At 54.3% G+C, this 15,528-nt stretch carries 14 protein-coding genes; 1 reads left to right on the forward strand and 13 read right to left on the reverse strand.

All coding sequences use genetic code 11. The features are described 5' to 3' along the window. Positions 1-6 precede the first annotated feature (6 nt). Positions 7-807: a formate dehydrogenase accessory sulfurtransferase FdhD gene (gene fdhD / locus O9H32_RS29635; RefSeq protein ID WP_269869717.1), complete on the forward strand. Its 801-nt coding sequence runs from the start codon at positions 7-9 to the stop codon at positions 805-807. Positions 808-858: 51 nt separating this feature from the next. On the opposite strand, the gene O9H32_RS29640 is transcribed toward fdhD, so the two are convergent. The 13 genes from O9H32_RS29640 to O9H32_RS29700 all read right to left on the reverse strand — a co-directional run bounded on the left by O9H32_RS29640 (position 859) and on the right by O9H32_RS29700 (position 15,162). Beyond that, positions 859-1,989 (reverse strand): YitT family protein, encoded by a 1,131-nt coding sequence (locus tag O9H32_RS29640; protein WP_406627417.1) that lies wholly within the window; start codon positions 1,987-1,989, stop codon positions 859-861. A 184-nt stretch (positions 1,990-2,173) separates the two neighbouring features. Next, a protein-coding gene (gene prfB / locus O9H32_RS29645) for a peptide chain release factor 2 (RefSeq protein ID WP_269869718.1) occupies positions 2,174-3,293 on the reverse strand; the annotation gives its coding sequence in 2 pieces (ribosomal slippage) (positions 2,174-3,220 and positions 3,222-3,293; 1,119 coding nt in all). A gap of 165 nt (positions 3,294-3,458) precedes the next feature. Continuing rightward, positions 3,459-5,969 (reverse strand): preprotein translocase subunit SecA, encoded by a 2,511-nt coding sequence (gene secA / locus O9H32_RS29650; protein ID WP_269869719.1) that lies wholly within the window; start codon positions 5,967-5,969, stop codon positions 3,459-3,461. A 350-nt stretch (positions 5,970-6,319) separates the two neighbouring features. Then, positions 6,320-6,877: a ribosome hibernation-promoting factor, HPF/YfiA family gene (hpf, locus tag O9H32_RS29655; protein ID WP_269869720.1), complete on the reverse strand. Its 558-nt coding sequence runs from the start codon at positions 6,875-6,877 to the stop codon at positions 6,320-6,322. Positions 6,878-7,098: 221 nt separating this feature from the next. Next, on the reverse strand, positions 7,099-7,296 hold the full coding sequence (locus O9H32_RS29660; protein ID WP_036682971.1) for a cold shock domain-containing protein: 198 nt from the start codon (positions 7,294-7,296) through the stop codon (positions 7,099-7,101). A gap of 286 nt (positions 7,297-7,582) precedes the next feature. Beyond that, positions 7,583-7,921 carry a flagellar protein FliT gene (gene fliT / locus O9H32_RS29665; protein ID WP_269869721.1) on the reverse strand — a complete coding sequence of 113 codons (339 nt, stop codon included), beginning with the start codon at positions 7,919-7,921 and terminating at the stop codon, positions 7,583-7,585. After that, positions 7,914-8,312, reverse strand: coding sequence for a flagellar export chaperone FliS (gene fliS / locus O9H32_RS29670; protein WP_269869722.1), 399 nt, complete (start codon positions 8,310-8,312; stop codon positions 7,914-7,916). The genes fliT and fliS overlap by 8 nt, the downstream gene beginning before the upstream one ends. Before the next feature lie 37 nt (positions 8,313-8,349). Further along, positions 8,350-9,846, reverse strand: a complete 1,497-nt coding sequence (gene fliD / locus O9H32_RS29675; protein WP_269869723.1) for a flagellar filament capping protein FliD — start codon at positions 9,844-9,846, stop codon at positions 8,350-8,352. A 17-nt stretch (positions 9,847-9,863) separates the two neighbouring features. Next, a complete protein-coding gene (locus O9H32_RS29680) occupies positions 9,864-10,265 on the reverse strand; it encodes a flagellar protein FlaG (protein ID WP_269869724.1) in 402 nt (133 codons plus the stop codon). Between the two features lie 182 nt (positions 10,266-10,447). Further along, positions 10,448-11,800 carry a flagellin lysine-N-methylase gene (gene fliB / locus O9H32_RS29685; protein ID WP_319946961.1) on the reverse strand — a complete coding sequence of 451 codons (1,353 nt, stop codon included), beginning with the start codon at positions 11,798-11,800 and terminating at the stop codon, positions 10,448-10,450. A gap of 20 nt (positions 11,801-11,820) precedes the next feature. Further along, complete coding sequence (locus tag O9H32_RS29690; protein ID WP_269869725.1) at positions 11,821-12,648, reverse strand: flagellin N-terminal helical domain-containing protein; 828 nt, start codon at positions 12,646-12,648, stop codon at positions 11,821-11,823. Between the two features lie 293 nt (positions 12,649-12,941). After that, positions 12,942-14,177: a flagellin lysine-N-methylase gene (gene fliB, locus O9H32_RS29695; protein ID WP_319946962.1), complete on the reverse strand. Its 1,236-nt coding sequence runs from the start codon at positions 14,175-14,177 to the stop codon at positions 12,942-12,944. Positions 14,178-14,334: 157 nt separating this feature from the next. Then, complete coding sequence (locus tag O9H32_RS29700) at positions 14,335-15,162, reverse strand: flagellin N-terminal helical domain-containing protein (RefSeq protein ID WP_269869727.1); 828 nt, start codon at positions 15,160-15,162, stop codon at positions 14,335-14,337. Positions 15,163-15,528: the final 366 nt, after the last annotated feature.

Genomic DNA, 15,528 nt, shown 5'->3' on the forward strand with positions numbered 1-15,528 from the left:
ATGGGAATGGACGATGAATCTGTCACAGCAAGATCCCTATGGAGATACGAGGACGGCGGCCTCCGCCCGCTGGTCGATACGGTGGCACGGGAAGTTCCCCTCACCGTCCGTCTGGACGGGGAGGAGTTCGCGACCGTGGTCTGCTCTCCTGACGACCTCGAGGACTGGGCGGCCGGGTTCCTTGCGGCGGAAGGCGTGATCCGCACCTGGTCTGACATCCGGTCGCTTGAGGTGGATACTGGGAAGGGCTTCGCCTATGTGGAACTCAAAAACCCGCTGCCGGCCCGGCAGCGGGATCAATCCAAACGGTTTATCGGCTCCTGCTGCGGCAAGAGCCGGCAATTCTACTTCCAGAGCGACGTGCGGACGGCCCGCACCGTGCTCTCCCGCCATACGCTGACGCCGGGGCAATGCCTGCGGCTGATCGCGCTGCTGCAGGACGGCTCCGATGTGTTCCGCCGGACCGGCGGCGTCCACAATGCGGCCCTTTGCTCCGCGGAGGCGCTCCTGATCCGGCGCAGCGATATCGGACGGCATAACGCGCTCGACAAGCTCTTCGGCTGCAGCCTGAGGCAGGGGCTGCCCCTCCACGATAAGGTGCTCGCTTTCAGCGGCCGCGTCTCGTCCGAGGTACTCCTAAAGGCCGCCAAGATGGGCATCGGCCTCCTGCTCTCGAAGTCTGCGCCGACCGATCTGGCGCTGGATCTGGCGGATGACCTCGGCATCACCGTCGTCGGCTTCATCCGCGGACACACCTTCAACGTCTATTCTCACCCGGAGAGGATAAGCGGCATCGGCGCCCAGTGAGCGGCTTCCTCCCAGTCAGTCCCGACCAACCGCGCTTAGCCGCCCCTGCTCTTACGGGCTAAGAGAGCTTCCCGTCAGCTTAAACCCTTCGCCCAGCACCTCGTTGGTATCGCTGAGAATGACGAAAGCCCCCGGGTCGATCCGCCGTACCAGTTCCTTCAAGCGGCTGACCTCGGTCTGGCTGACCACAACCATGAGCACCCGCTTGGACTCGCCGGTATACCCGCCCGTTGCCTGCAGTCTCGTAAGGCCTCGGTCGAGCTCATAGAGAATGCCTTCCCGGATCTCCTCCTCGGCTTCCGAGATGATGAACGCCACCTTGGAGTAGCTGAGACCCAACTGCACCACATTGATCGTCTTCGTCGTGACGAAGAGGCCGATCAGGGCGTACATCGCTTTCTCCGGCGACAAGAAGACGCCGGCTGTCAGAATGATCAGCCCGTCCAGCAGGGCGACGCAAAGCCCCAGTGAAATCCCCGTGTACCGGTGAAGCATCTGGGCGGCTAGATCCATGCCGCCCGTGGATGCCCGGCCCCGGAATACCAGCCCGAGCCCGACCCCGATGCCGATCCCTCCATAAATCGAAGCGAGCAGCACATTGGGGGTCAAGGACGGCATATTCCGCGTGAGCAGTACAAGCAGCGGCAGGAGGATAGAGCCGACCAGCGTCTTCGCGCCGAACTGCCGGCCGAGCAGCAGCGTACCGAGCAGGAACAGCGGGATATTGAGTGCCCATTGGGTATAGGCCGGCTCTACGCCTACCAGCTTCTCCACGATGATGCTGATGCCGGTCACCCCGCCCGAAGCTACCTGATTCGGCCCAAGGAACATATTGAAGGAGAGCGCCACAACCAGGGAACCGAGCAGAAGGAGCGTGTACTCCTTAACATACAACACCCATCCCGGCCGGCCGCCGGCTCCGCCCTTACGGGAGCGCTTGCTCTGCCGGCTGCCCTCTTCAGGCGGCTGCCGTCTGCCGCCGCCCCGGGGCCCGAGCCCCGCAGGTGAGGTACCTGGCGCTTCCGCTTGTCCGCCGGGCAGCAGGGTGCCAGGGGCCCCGGCCGCCTGGCCTCCCCGGGCACGCTCCTTCACGGCATTGCCCGCTCCCGGTTCCCCAGGAGCGGCCATGCTGATGGCCTGCCGTCCCCCTCCATGCCTGGGCGGCGCTGTCACCTTACGCATTGTTTTTTTCTTCCGATCCGCCATACGTTCCCCCGCTCCGTTTCACAACAAAATCCCACATGTGAGGCAGCCGGCCGGCGCTTGTGCCGGATATCCGGCCAAGCGGTCCAAGCCGGCCGCCTTTTTCATGTAGGATGAGCCCGCCAACCTTAATTTATCACGCCTTGTTCTTGAGGCCTGATCCCTATTCCTCTTTATCCTTCTTGTTGATGCGGCCCCGCAGATAGGCGTCGATGAACGGATCGAGATCCCCATCCATTACTGCTCCCACGTTGCCTGTCTCTTCCCCGGTCCGGTGGTCCTTCACCATACTGTACGGGTGGAAGACATAGGATCGGATCTGGCTGCCCCAGGCAATGTCTGATACCTCGCCCCGAATCTCGGCAAGCTGCTTCTGCTGCTCTTCGATCTTCTTCTCGTAGAGCTTCGAACGAAGCATCTTCATCGCGCGGTCCCGGTTCTTGATCTGCGACCGTTCCGTCTGGCAGGACACAACGACACCCGTAGGCATGTGCGTGATCCGCACGGCCGAGTCCGTCGTGTTGATGTGCTGTCCGCCGGCACCCGAAGCCCGGTAGGTATCGACCTTGAGATCTTCGGTCCGGATTTCCACTTCCACATCGTCATCGATCTCCGGCATGATATCGCAGGAGACGAACGACGTATGGCGTCGCCCGGACGAATCGAACGGCGAGATCCGCACGAGCCGGTGCACGCCCTTCTCCGCTTTGAGGTAGCCGTAAGCATTGTGGCCTTGGATCAGGAGCGTGACGCTCTTCACCCCGGCCTCATCCCCCGGCAGGTAGTCGAGCACCTCCACCTTGTAGCCGCGCTTCTCGGCCCAGCGGCGGTACATCCGCAGCAGCATCTCGGCCCAGTCCTGCGACTCGGTGCCGCCTGCGCCCGGATGCAGCTCCAGGATGACGTTGAGCTTATCGTAAGGCTGGCTAAGCAGCAGCTGCAGTTCGAAGGATTCCAGCTTCTTCACGAGCGCCGCAATGCCTGTTGTCAGCTCCGCCACCAGGCTCTCGTCGGCTTCCTCCTGCACCAGCTCCATCATCAGCTCCAAGTCTTCATACTCGGCCGTCAGCTCCTGGAGCTGGTCGATGCTGCCCTTGATCCCGTTCATCTCGGCGATGAGCTTCTGTGCCTTCTCATTATCGTCCCAGAAGTCCGGAGCGGACATCTTCTCTTCGTAATCCGCGATCTGTTCGAGCTTCAGATCTAAGTCAAAGAGACCCCCTAAGCTCAGCCAAACGCCCGGCCGTTTCTTGCATATCCCGTTTTACATCTGCTTCCAACATGGTCAGCACCTCATTATAAGTTATGAATTCCTGATATTCCCTGTACCCGATGGCGAAAAAGGAGACCGGAGCCTCGCCCCGACCTCCCGCTTCCGAAACCGCCGCAGCTTCAACCCCGCGGCGGTATTGCCGTTTGTCACGCTGATCTCTATTCCTTCAACATTCTTATGCCTTCAAAATCCCGTGGCACGCTTTGTACTTCTTGCCGCTGCCGCACGGACACGGATCGTTGCGACCGATCACCTCGCTGGCTTGAGCCGGACGGTTCACCGCCGGTTCGCCGTTCGTCGCCATCTCGTTCTCGTCGACGACCGCTTCCCGGACGAGGTTCGTCTCCACGTGGGCTTTCATGATGTATGTGGCGACTTCCTCCTGGATGCTCTGGATCATCTCCTGGAACATCTCATAGCCTTCGAACTGGTATTCGCGAAGCGGATCCGTACCGCCGTATGCCCGCAGATGAATCCCTTGACGCAGCTGGTCCATCGCGTCGATATGATCCATCCACTTGCTGTCTACGGCACGCAGCAGAACAACCTTCTCGAACTCGCGCATGAATTCCGCACCAATGGTGGCTTCCCGCTCTTCGTACAAACGTGTCAGCAGCGCTTTGAGGTACTCGGCGATGTCTTCCTTCTCTTTACGCTCGAGCTCTTCTACCGTCAGCTGGCCTTCGTGCAGGAACGTTCCGCTACAGTAGTCGACGATCGCCTGCAGATCCCAATCTTCCGGTACGTCATCGACACAGTGTGCTTCGACAACCCTGTCGACGACCGGAAGAATCATACCAAGCACAATCTCTCGGATGTTCTCGGACTCGATGACTTCGCGGCGCTGCTTGTAGATGATCTCGCGCTGCTGGTTCATCACGTCGTCATACTGGAGGACCACTTTACGGACATCGAAGTTATTGCCTTCTACGCGCTTCTGTGCGGACTCGATCGCCTTCGAGATCAGCTTGCTCTCGATCGGCTGGTCTTCTTCGAACCCGAGACGGTCCATCATCCCCATAATGTTCTCGGCACCGAAACGGCGCATAAGTTCATCTTCGAGGGAGAGATAGAACTGCGACGATCCCGGATCGCCCTGACGTCCCGCACGGCCGCGAAGCTGGTTGTCGATCCGGCGGCTCTCATGCCGCTCCGTACCTATAATATGCAGCCCGCCGAGTTCCGGTACGCCTTCGCCAAGCACAATATCCGTACCGCGGCCCGCCATGTTGGTAGCAATCGTTACCGCCCCCATCTGACCTGCACGGGAGACGATCTCGGCTTCTTCGGCATGGTACTTCGCATTGAGGACCTTATGCGGAACGCCCTTCTTCTTGAGCATCTCGGAGAGAACCTCGGAATTCTCGATGGACACCGTACCGACCAGTACCGGCTGCTTCTTCTTATGCTTCTCCACGATCTCGTTCACCACAGCGCGGAACTTGCTCGGCACCGACTTGTAGACGACATCAGGAATATCCTGGCGGACCGTAGGCTTGTTCGTTGGAATGACGATAACTTCCAGCCCGTAGATCTTTTTCAGTTCTTCTTCCTCGGTCTTCGCCGTACCGGTCATACCGGACAGTTTGCGGTACATCCGGAAGTAGTTCTGCAGCGTGATCGTCGCGAGAGTCATCGATTCGTTCTGAACCTGAAGACGTTCCTTTGCCTCGATCGCCTGGTGCAGACCTTCGCTGTAGCGGCGGCCTGTCATCAGACGTCCGGTGAATTCGTCGACGATGACGATCTCGCCTTCGGACACGACGTAGTCCACGTCAAGCTTCATGATAGCATGAGCTTTGAGCGCCTGCTGTACGTGGTGATTGATCGTCACATGCTCGTGATCGAACAGATTCTCGATGCCGAACGACCTCTCGACCTTCGCTACCCCCGCCTCTGTCAGCGTTACGGAGCGCAGTTTGACGTCGATCGTATAGTCTTCCTCTTCCACCAGACGGCTGACCACCTGGTCGGCGATCAGGTACATCTCCGTCGACTTGGCAGCTTGTCCCGAAATAATCAACGGGGTACGGGCTTCGTCGACGAGAATCGAATCCACTTCGTCGATGACGCAGTACGACAGCGGACGCTGTACCATCTGCTCTTTATATACAACCATGTTATCGCGCAAGTAATCGAATCCGAACTCGTTGTTCGTTCCGTAGGTAATGTCACAGGCATAAGCCGCTTGTTTGGCTTCATGGGACATGTTCGACAGATTCACGCCGACGCTCAATCCCAGGAAATTGTGCAGCTGGGCCATCTCCGAGCTGTCGCGCTGTGCGAGATAGTCATTGACGGTAACCACGTGCACGCCCTTGCCCGCGAGCGCGTTCAAATAGACCGGAAGCGTACCGCAAAGGGTCTTCCCTTCCCCCGTACGCATCTCGGCGATCTTGCCTTCGTGGAGCACCATGCCCCCGATGAGCTGTACGTCGTAATGACGCTTGCCGAGCGTGCGCTTGCCCGCTTCCCGGACAACCGCGAAAGCCTCCGGGAGCAGATCGTCAAGCGTCTCGCCTTTCTCCAAGCGCTCACGGAACTCGGTGGTCTTGCCGCGCAGCTCATCATCGGATAACCCCTGGATTTGGGGCTCGAGCGAGTTGATATACTCCACGGCCTTCCAAAGCCGCTTCAATTCGCGGTCGTTGGGGTCTCCGAATATTTTTTTCACGAGTCCTAGCATGCTGCTAATCCCCTTCCTTTTTCGAACGGTATGTCTTACCCCAAATTGTAGCATTTTTAGCCCTGCTGCCGCAACAAACAACACGTCTCATTCACGGATTGCAGGCTGAATTTTGACTTGTCCTTCACTCTTAGTTAGAAGCTTGCCCCAAGGCTTCCTTCATCATTACACCTTTTACCCCCTGCACGGGTCAGGGGACGATTTCCTGGTCGGAGCACCTCACTATGTAAACGTTCTATTGCCTTTTTAGATTTTTCGGCCGTTTGGCAGCCATGTATAAAAGGGTCCGGCCATATGGCCGAACCCTTGTCATTTTCGTAAGGATGGGTGAGGGCCAGGACACATGCTTATTATCTGGCCGGTTCGATCAACCCGTATTTGCCGTCATTGCGTTTGTACACCACATTGACCTCCGAGGTGTCGGAGTTGGCGAACACGAAGAAATTATGGCCTACCATATTCATCTGCAGGATGGCCTCGTCGATGTCCATCGGCTTCAGCGTGAACCGCTTCGTCCGTACGAGTTCATAATCGTCTTCCTCTTCATGCACGGCAATGTAAGCGTCATCCGGTTCTTCAGCCCGGAACAAATCCTTCAGGCCGCCTTCTTGGCGGATCTTGCGGTTGGCTTTTGTTTTGGCTTTGCGGATCTGCCTCTCGAGCTTGTCCACCACGAGATCGACGGAAGCATACATATCCGTCTGCTTCTCTTCGGCCCGCAGGAGCAGATTCGGCAGGGGAATCGTCACCTCAACAGCCTGGAGACCTTTTAATACGCTTAATGAAACACTTACTTCCGATGTAGGGGGAGCCTCGAAATACTTCTCTAGTCTGCTGAGTTTCTTCTCCACATGATCTCTCAACGCTTCCGTTACCTCGATGTTGACGCCGCGAATGTTGAATTTCATGTATTACTCCTCCTTTCGTCCATACCCTATACTATATTCCCCCTCCACCTTTAAAAATCCTTCATAATTCGCCAAAAAGTTTTACATTTTTTCTCTGGACTACCTCCACCCTTCTATAAATAAAACGCATACAAAAAAGACACCGCCGGAATCTCCGGGGTGCCTTCTTCTGCTAATTATCAATGATAACCATCTATTCAGCGGCCGAAAGGGCCGGATGATTACAACTTGATTACGTTAGCCGCTTGAGGACCACGGGCGCCCTCTACGATATCGAACTCAACGGACTGTCCCTCTTCGAGGGTTTTGAAACCGTCGGTTTGAATTGCGGAGAAGTGTACGAATACGTCGCCGCCATCTTCGCGCTCGATGAAGCCATAGCCTTTTTCTGCGTTAAACCATTTCACTTTACCTTGCATGAAAAACATTCCCTTCATTATCAAATAACTGCTAACAATTGCCTACTGCATTTCGAATATATCATCCCGTTTGCCGCCCTGTCAATGCAACTTCTTCATGTTAGCTAAATATTTAGAAAATTCGAGTATTAACATTTGATTTACATCCTATTCACATGAAAAAAGCCTGATATAGCGCGGTTTTCCGACATTTTCTGCAAAGTTATCAACAGAGTTATCCACATTGTCCACAGGTAGTTGTTCACAGCAAAAAAGCCCCCATGCTTCCAGCAGGGAGCTGCATTCTCTATTTGCGTCTATCGAAAAACAGGCTGTCCGGCGTATAAGCCTTGTCGTACCCGCCCCGCTGCGTCTTCGCCGTATCGACCTTCTGCAGCTGTCCTGCGGCTTCACTGCGCAGCGCTTCGATCCGGCCCGAGATGGCTTCATCGTGACGGAGCAGCCGCTGGACCCGCTCCGCATACGTCGACGCCTGCTCCGGATTCTGCTGCAGTGCGCGGCGGATCGAGAGGACAATCTCCTCGCGGTCCCGCACGAACTGCTCCACTTCTTCATACCCGGCTTCCTGAAGACGGGAAGCCATGCTCTCGGTCAGCGTCTCCAGCGCCTCAATATGCTCAAGCATGGGAGACCCCGACGGCTTGGCCGCCAGCAGCGGCACGGCTTGCTTGCACCCACGTCTCTTTGAGCGAAACCAGGTATTCGAGCACTTCCTCGGCTGCTTCCGTTTCTTTCTTCAGATTCGCCTCGACCAGACGAAACAGAAAGTAATCGTAGAGCCGCGTCAGATCCTCCGAGATCGGGAGCTTAGGATCCAAGGTTAACATCAGCTCTCGCACGATATCCTGTGCTTTCACCAAATTCCGGCTGACCTCTTCATACCGGTGCTGCTTCATCGCTTCGATACCGGCTCTGCAGAATCGGATGGCCCCATCATAGAGCATAATCAGCAAATGACCGGGAGATGCCGTTTGAACCGAGGTGGACAGGTATTTATTTTGCTGTGCTTGTAGCATGCGTATTCCCTCCTAAGAGATCTCCGTGGATGTAATTCTAGCTGCTGAATGCATTGGACAAATAGGACGACTGTGAATTATATTTGCTCATCGCGGCTTCCATGGCGGCGAATTGTTTGTAATAGCGGCTCTCCAGATCCGTTAACCGTGAGTTCCCTGCGCTGATGCGCGTGTTCAAGTCCGTTAATTTCTTGCCGATGTCGCTGTCCGATTTGAACACGGACATATCGGAGAAAGCCGACGTACCCGCCTTCTTGGCAATCTTCTCGAGACCGCCCATCAGATCTTGATACAATCGTTCGCCAACACCCACGTCTGATGTATCTGTATCTCCGTTGCCATCCTGGGTGAAGAGATTGATCACGGCCTGCGGGTCAGCCTCGATCGCTTCCCGAAGCTTCGCCTCACTCTTAATATACAGCTGGCCCTTTTCCGTATAGGAGCCCGTATCGATCCCGATCGCACTTAGTGTTCTATATTTCGGATTGCCCGTTTCCACCGGATTCGACATGGAAGAACGCATCGAATTGGCCAGTCCCATCAGAATCGAGTCATTCTTGAGCAGACCGCTCTTCGCCTTGGCCTCCCACAGCGTGATGTCCGTATCCTTCATCGCTTCCTTTTGCTCTGAAGTGAGAGGGGTATAGTTGCGGAACTTGTCCTCGCCCACTTTATCCTGCAGCGTTTTGAGAAGACTGTTGTAGTCGTTGATGAAGGTTTTGATGGAATCCACGACTTTGTCGGTATCGCTCTTGACGTCGATGGTCACAGCGCCTACGCCGTTGAGCGTAACCTGTACGCCGTTCACACTGAAACTGTTAGAGGAACGGGTCGTAGCCACGCCGTTGATTTTCAATTGGGCATCCGTAGGGGCCGAGCCTGCTCCAAGCTTCAGGGTATTGGTCATAAAGTCGCCGCCCACGGAGATAGCCTGGCCGCCTCCGGACAGGGAGACCACCCGGTTGGTCGAATCGTAGAAGGCCGTAACGCCCGCCTGGCTGTTGATTTTCGACATCATCGAGTCCAAGGAGTCCGTATTCGGATTGATGCGGATTGTCTTCGAGTTGACCGTAATATCAAACTCCTGATAGGTGACCGGAGAAGTAGCTGGGGTGACTTGAGTGAACCCTGCCGCGAACTCGGTATCCTTCAGAGGTACGTTCGTTTTGAATGCTGTATCCGCCGTAATGGCGGCCGAGCTCGTACTGATGGATGGCGTGGCCATCTGCGTTACTTCGATCTTCAAAGTACCGGCAGCGGCATCCCCCGTAGCTTTGGCTGCCACAGCGGACGTGTCGCCTACGGTCGTCATCGTCTTGGAGGCGAATGTACCTTCTCTTTTGAAGTTGAAAAGTTTGTTATTACGGAAGTCGAGAATTTTAGCGTTGATGTCTTTGTAGGCCTCACGCTGCCATTCTACCGTCTGCTTCTGCTGTCCCAGCTTGTCGACCGGAATCCGGTTGGCTTTCATGAGCTGTTTGATCAGAGTATCCGTATCCAGTCCGCTGGATATGCCCGTTAAGCGATTTACCATGTATTGTCCCTCCTCTTTTAGCGCTTCTCATCCACCAAGATTCCCGCCATCTCCCACAGCTTCGCAAGAAAGTCGAGATTTTTCTCCGGCGGGATCTCACGGATGACTTGGCCGGACTCCTTATCGAGAACCTTGACCATGATTTGCTTGGTTTTTTCGTGAATCGAAAAATCAAGTGATGTATTTTTACCTTCCACGGCTTTCATCGCCCGTTCCAGTGCTTTGACCATCTGTTCGTCGCTGATAGAGATCTGCTCACCGCGGTATTCCGCCAGCTTCATTTCTTTTGCAGAATGAATAGAGTCCACCACTTGGGCTGCGCCTGCTTCCGCTTCCCTGCCCGTGCTTCTGGGCACCGGATGGACCGGGCCGACGACCGGAATCCGCTCCATCCCGTTATTCGATATGGGCGTGTCCATATAGTATCGCTACCTCCCCGAGATACGTTCCTACGATATATATCGGCCGGGGGGCCATCGCGTGTTATAGAGAATTAGCTCTTTATTCCTACTTTTTACTGGTATTTGATGGATAGCCGTGATTAGACCGCAGCCCGAATGCCATACTCGCTGATGCCGGAAGTCCGGATAGGGCCGCTTTCCTAGTTCTTAATCAGAATGGACATATACGGCAGGGTCATAAAGCCGCTTTCCTTCACGAGCTGCATGACTTTCTCGAAATACTCGGTGTTATGCTCGAACGTCTTGGAGATCGATTGGACCAGCTTGATCACCGCGTCCGTCGATAGACCTTCGTAATGGGCAGCCATCCCCACCAAATGAACTTTGATCAAGGAGTAATGCATAATCATTCGTGTATAGCTTTCAAAGGGAGTGGCGCCCTCGAGCGGCATACAGTTCTTGAAGACGTAATTGACCAGATAATTCTCCAGCATATATCCGTGTTCGCGCATGAAAGGCTCATAATAAGCTTCATAGGCTTGGTTGTACTTTTCCTCCGCCTGCTGATCTGCTCCCTGCTGCTGCAGACCTAGCCCCGACATCATATCTCTCGAGCATTCCAGATACCTGGCCGAGCTGATCTCCTGGTTCAGACGGACAACCACCAGTTCCCGGCAGATCCTAAGCTGAATGTCCAGGCGCTTCGCAACATGGTCAAAGGCGCCGTGGAGCGTACCGTCTTCCGCGCATTTCAAGTAGTTGCCCAGAATATCCGGGATGTCAGCCAGCTTGTTCGCGGCCACGCATTCTTCCAGCTCGTTGAACAGAAGCCCCAGGATCAGCAGACGCTCTTCCAAGGTATGATTGCGGTTCTGCAGAATGGCGATCGTCACATAACGGTATTCATCGAAGAACTGCTTCCAATTCGAGACGGTCTCGCTGCGGGTATTGACGGTACTTGTGATCTCTTTGATAACCGCCTTCTCCTGCACCTGCTCGAAAAGAATGCCCTCTTGATTCAACATCACAAGCCTTGCCGCTTCCGGACAGGACACGGACAGGGATTGCTCCATCACGCCATTGACTTTATTCGTTCTTCTAGGGTACACCGAACAAGTTGTGCACAAGTAGTCTTCGCCGAGCTTAAGTTGAATGCTGCACCAGCCCTCCGAGCTCAAGAAGGAGCACTTGGACTGTTCCAGCTTCATTTTGGCGGCAAAGCTTTTCGAGGGATTGGCATTGTTCTTGATCACATTCTGCTGCAAAGAAGCCTTGAATTCCGGATGCTTTACTTTTTTGTATTTCTTGTAGGTATCCTCATCGATATTGACCGTCCAACCCGAACAACAAGTATCTTCACACGCTCCGCCGATACAAGTGAACTTTTTTACGTATTCCGGAATCAACATATCCACCAAGGTTGTCATGAATGGAATAACCCCTTTTCTTTTTGTAGTCTGATTTTTCCAAAGGGAAAAATTGCGGTATTGCCTCTTGGTTTCACTTTTGCCTTTGGAAAAATCAACTTCCGAAAAAAGAAGGAGGAATGGCATTCACCATTCCTCTATTATGATTAACGGAGCAGCTGCAGTACGCCTTGCGGCTGTTGGTTCGCTTGAGCGAGCATAGCCTGCGCGGCTTGCGACAGGATATTGTTCTTCGTTTGCTCCATCATTTCTTTAGCCATGTCTACATCACGGATACGGGACTCGGATGCCGTCAAGTTCTCAGATGCGTTGTCCAGGTTGTTGATCGTGTGCTCCAGACGGTTCTGCAGCGCACCCAGGTACGAACGGCCGGACGATACGGACTCGATTTGCGTGTTGATCGTCGTGATCGCCGTGTCGGCTCCAGCTTGCGTCGAGATGTCGGCTCCCGCTGCTGCGGTTTGAACTGCCGTCAGATCTACGCCGGCTGTCTTCAGGTTGATGTCGATCGTCTGGGACGCATCGGCACCCACGTGGATTTTCAGGTCGGCTGCGGCACTGCCGTCAAGCAGCTTCTGCGTGTTGAATGCCGTGTTGTCTTTGATACGGCCGATTTCGCTCGACAGTTGGTCGAATTCCGCTTTCAGCGCGGTACGGTCTGCCGTTACGTTCGTGTCGTTCGCCGATTGTACAGCGAGTTCTCTTTGACGCTGAAGGATCGAGTGGACTTCCTGCAGAGCGCCTTCGCCTGTTTGGATCAGGGAGATACCGTCTTGCGCGTTGCGGGATGCTTGGTCGAGACCGCGGATTTGGCCGCGCATTTTCTCAGAGATCGCAAGCCCTGCAGCGTCATCGCCTGCACGGTTGATGCGAAGACCCGAAGACAGCTTCTCGATGTTCTTTGCCGCGTTAGCCGAGTTGGCTCCCAGCTGGCGGTGCGTGTTCAGTGCGCTGATGTTGTGGTTGATTCTCATGATGTTCTTCCTCCCTGAATTGGACGTCCACTTCCTTGTGGATCGTTTGATTTTGGTTTGTTTGAGGCCGGATGGTCCTTCGGGCTTTTCTTGCCGCCCGCTCTCTCATTCCCTCATGATATATATATCGTCTCTCTCCAGAGCAAAATGAAGAGCTTGAAGGCTTCCTCCGACAGGGATCTCCTTCCTGAATTCTCAAGATTGAGGGAGCTGAATTTCGGTGAAGCGGGCATCCAGGACAGCCAACGGCACAACAAAACAGGACCCCGGCAAATAGCCAAGGCCCTGCAGAATTAGTTTTTAATGAGAATGGACATGTACGGCATAGACATGAAGTGATTTTCCTTGACCAGCGTCATGATGGTCTCAAAATACTCCACGCTGTGTTCAAACGTCTTCGAGATCGATTGAATGAGCTTGATGACCGAGCCGGTGTTCAGTCCCTGGTCATGACCGGCGATACCCACCATGTGAATCTTGATAAGCGAATAGTGCATGATCATGCGGACGTAGCTTTCGAAGAGGGACGAGCTGTCCAGCGGCATGCAATTTTTGAACACATAATTGACCAAATAGTTCTCCAGCATGTAACCATGCTCCCGCATAAAAGGTTCATAATACATGCCATACGCAGAAACGTATCGTCCTTCGATCTCTTTGTCTTCCGCCTCATCATGTATGCCTAGTCCAGACATCATATCCCTGGAGCATTCCAAGTATCTCGAAGATCCCGGCGTATGCTTCAAGCCAAGCACCACCAGTTCTCTGCACAGGCGAAGCTGGATGTCGAGCCGCTTGGCCACCTCGTCGAAGGCACCCTGGAACGTATGATCTTCGGCACATTTCAAATAGCTGCCCAGTACGTCCGGTATATCATTGGCCTTATCCGCATCGATATATTCCTGCAGCTCGCTGAACAACATTCCGATCACCAGCAGGCGTTCTTCCAGGGAATAGCTCCGGTTCTGCAGAATCGAGATCGTGACATACCGATACTCCTCGAAGAAGCTTCTCCAGTCGGAGACTTTGCCGCCGCGGGTCTGAATATCGCTCGAAATCCACGGGTACGCCTCCTTCTTCCCCTCCCCTTGCTCGAAGAGAATACCGTCTTCATTCAGCATCACAAGCCGTGCCGCTTCCGGACAGGAAACGGATAGTGCCTGTTCGAGCGCCCCATTCACCTTGTTCGTTCTTCTCGGATAGACCGAGCAGGTGTTGCACAAGTAGTTTTCGCCTAGATTCAGTTGAATATCGCAAAGATTCGACGTATTCAAAAACGAACAGCGGGATTGTTCCAGCTTCATGCGGGCGGCGAAATTTTTCGTCGGATTGCGGTCGTTCTTTATCACGTTTTCTTTCAGTTTTGTTTTGAACTCGGCATGTTTTACTTTTTTATACTTTTTAAATGTGTCTTCGTCTATATTGACCGTCCAGCCTGAGCAGCAGGTATCTTCGCATGCTCCGCCGATACAGGTAAACCGCTGCATATACTCAGGAAGTAGCGTTGGGACCATGGTTGTCATGCTCATACCCCTTTATATTGTAGTTTGACTTTTCCAAAGATAAAAATACGACAAGGGGACAGGTACGGGAGCTCAAACTTTTCCCTTTGGAAAAATCAACTGCCAAAAAAAGAAGGGGAATGGTATTCTCCATTCCCCTTGGATGCGTTGCCTTGCCTGTTTATTAACGGAGCAGCTGCAGTACGCCTTGCGGCTGTTGGTTCGCTTGTGCGAGCATAGCTTGCGCGGCTTGCGACAGAATGTTGTTCTTCGTTTGCTCCATCATTTCTTTAGCCATGTCTACATCACGGATCCGGGACTCGGATGCCGTCAGGTTCTCGGACGCATTGTCCAAGTTGTTGATCGTGTGCTCCAGACGGTTCTGCAGCGCACCCAGGTACGAACGGCCGGACGATACGGACTCGATTTGCGTGTTGATCGTCGTGATGGCTGTGTTCGCTCCGCCTTGCGTGGAGATGTCTGCGCCTGTAGCTGCAGTTGCGACAGCTGTCAGGTCTACACCGGCTGTTTTCAGGTTGATGTCGATCGTCTGGGACGCATCGGCACCCACGTGGATTTTCAGGTCGGCTGCGGCACTGCCGTCAAGCAGCTTCTGCGTGTTGAAGGTCGTGTTGTCTTTGATACGGCCGATTTCGCTTGACAGTTGGTCGAACTCCGCTTTCAGCGCGGTACGGTCTGCCGTTACGTTCGTGTCGTTCGCCGATTGTACGGCGAGTTCTCTTTGACGCTGAAGGATCGAGTGGACTTCCTGCAGGGCACCTTCGCCCGTTTGGATCAGGGAGATACCGTCTTGCGCGTTACGGGACGCTTGGTCGAGACCGCGGATTTGGCCGCGCATTTTCTCGGAGATCGCAAGACCTGCAGCATCGTCGCCTGCACGGTTGATACGGAGGCCCGAAGACAGCTTCTCGATGTTCTTTGCTGCGTTAGCCGAGTTCGTTCCCAGCTGGCGGTGCGTGTTCAGTGCAGAGATGTTGTGGTTGATTCTCATGTTGTTCTTCCTCCTTGAGTGTGTACGTCCACTTCCGTGTGGATCGTTTGGTTTGTTGGTTGAGGCCGATGGTCCCTCGGGCTTTCTTGCCGCCCGCTCTCTCATTCCCTCATGATCTATATATCGTCTCTCTCCAGAGCAAAGTGAATAGCTTTTAGAGCTTTAGGACACGGTATATTTTTCTACCCGTCCGGTTGGTATCAGGTGTGCACGCATCCTCATACAAAAAGACCCCAGCCAGAGGCGAGGCCACTGAAGAACTAACGCTTTTTCATCGGGAGTCTCATAGAAGTTACAAAAAAGACATCTGCCTCCATTTTTTAGGGAGCAGATGTCTTTTTTAATGGCTCAAAACGGGTTTGCCCG

The organism is Paenibacillus caseinilyticus, from assembly GCF_027533645.1.
GTDB lineage: Bacteria > Bacillota > Bacilli > Paenibacillales > NBRC-103111 > Paenibacillus_G > Paenibacillus_G caseinilyticus.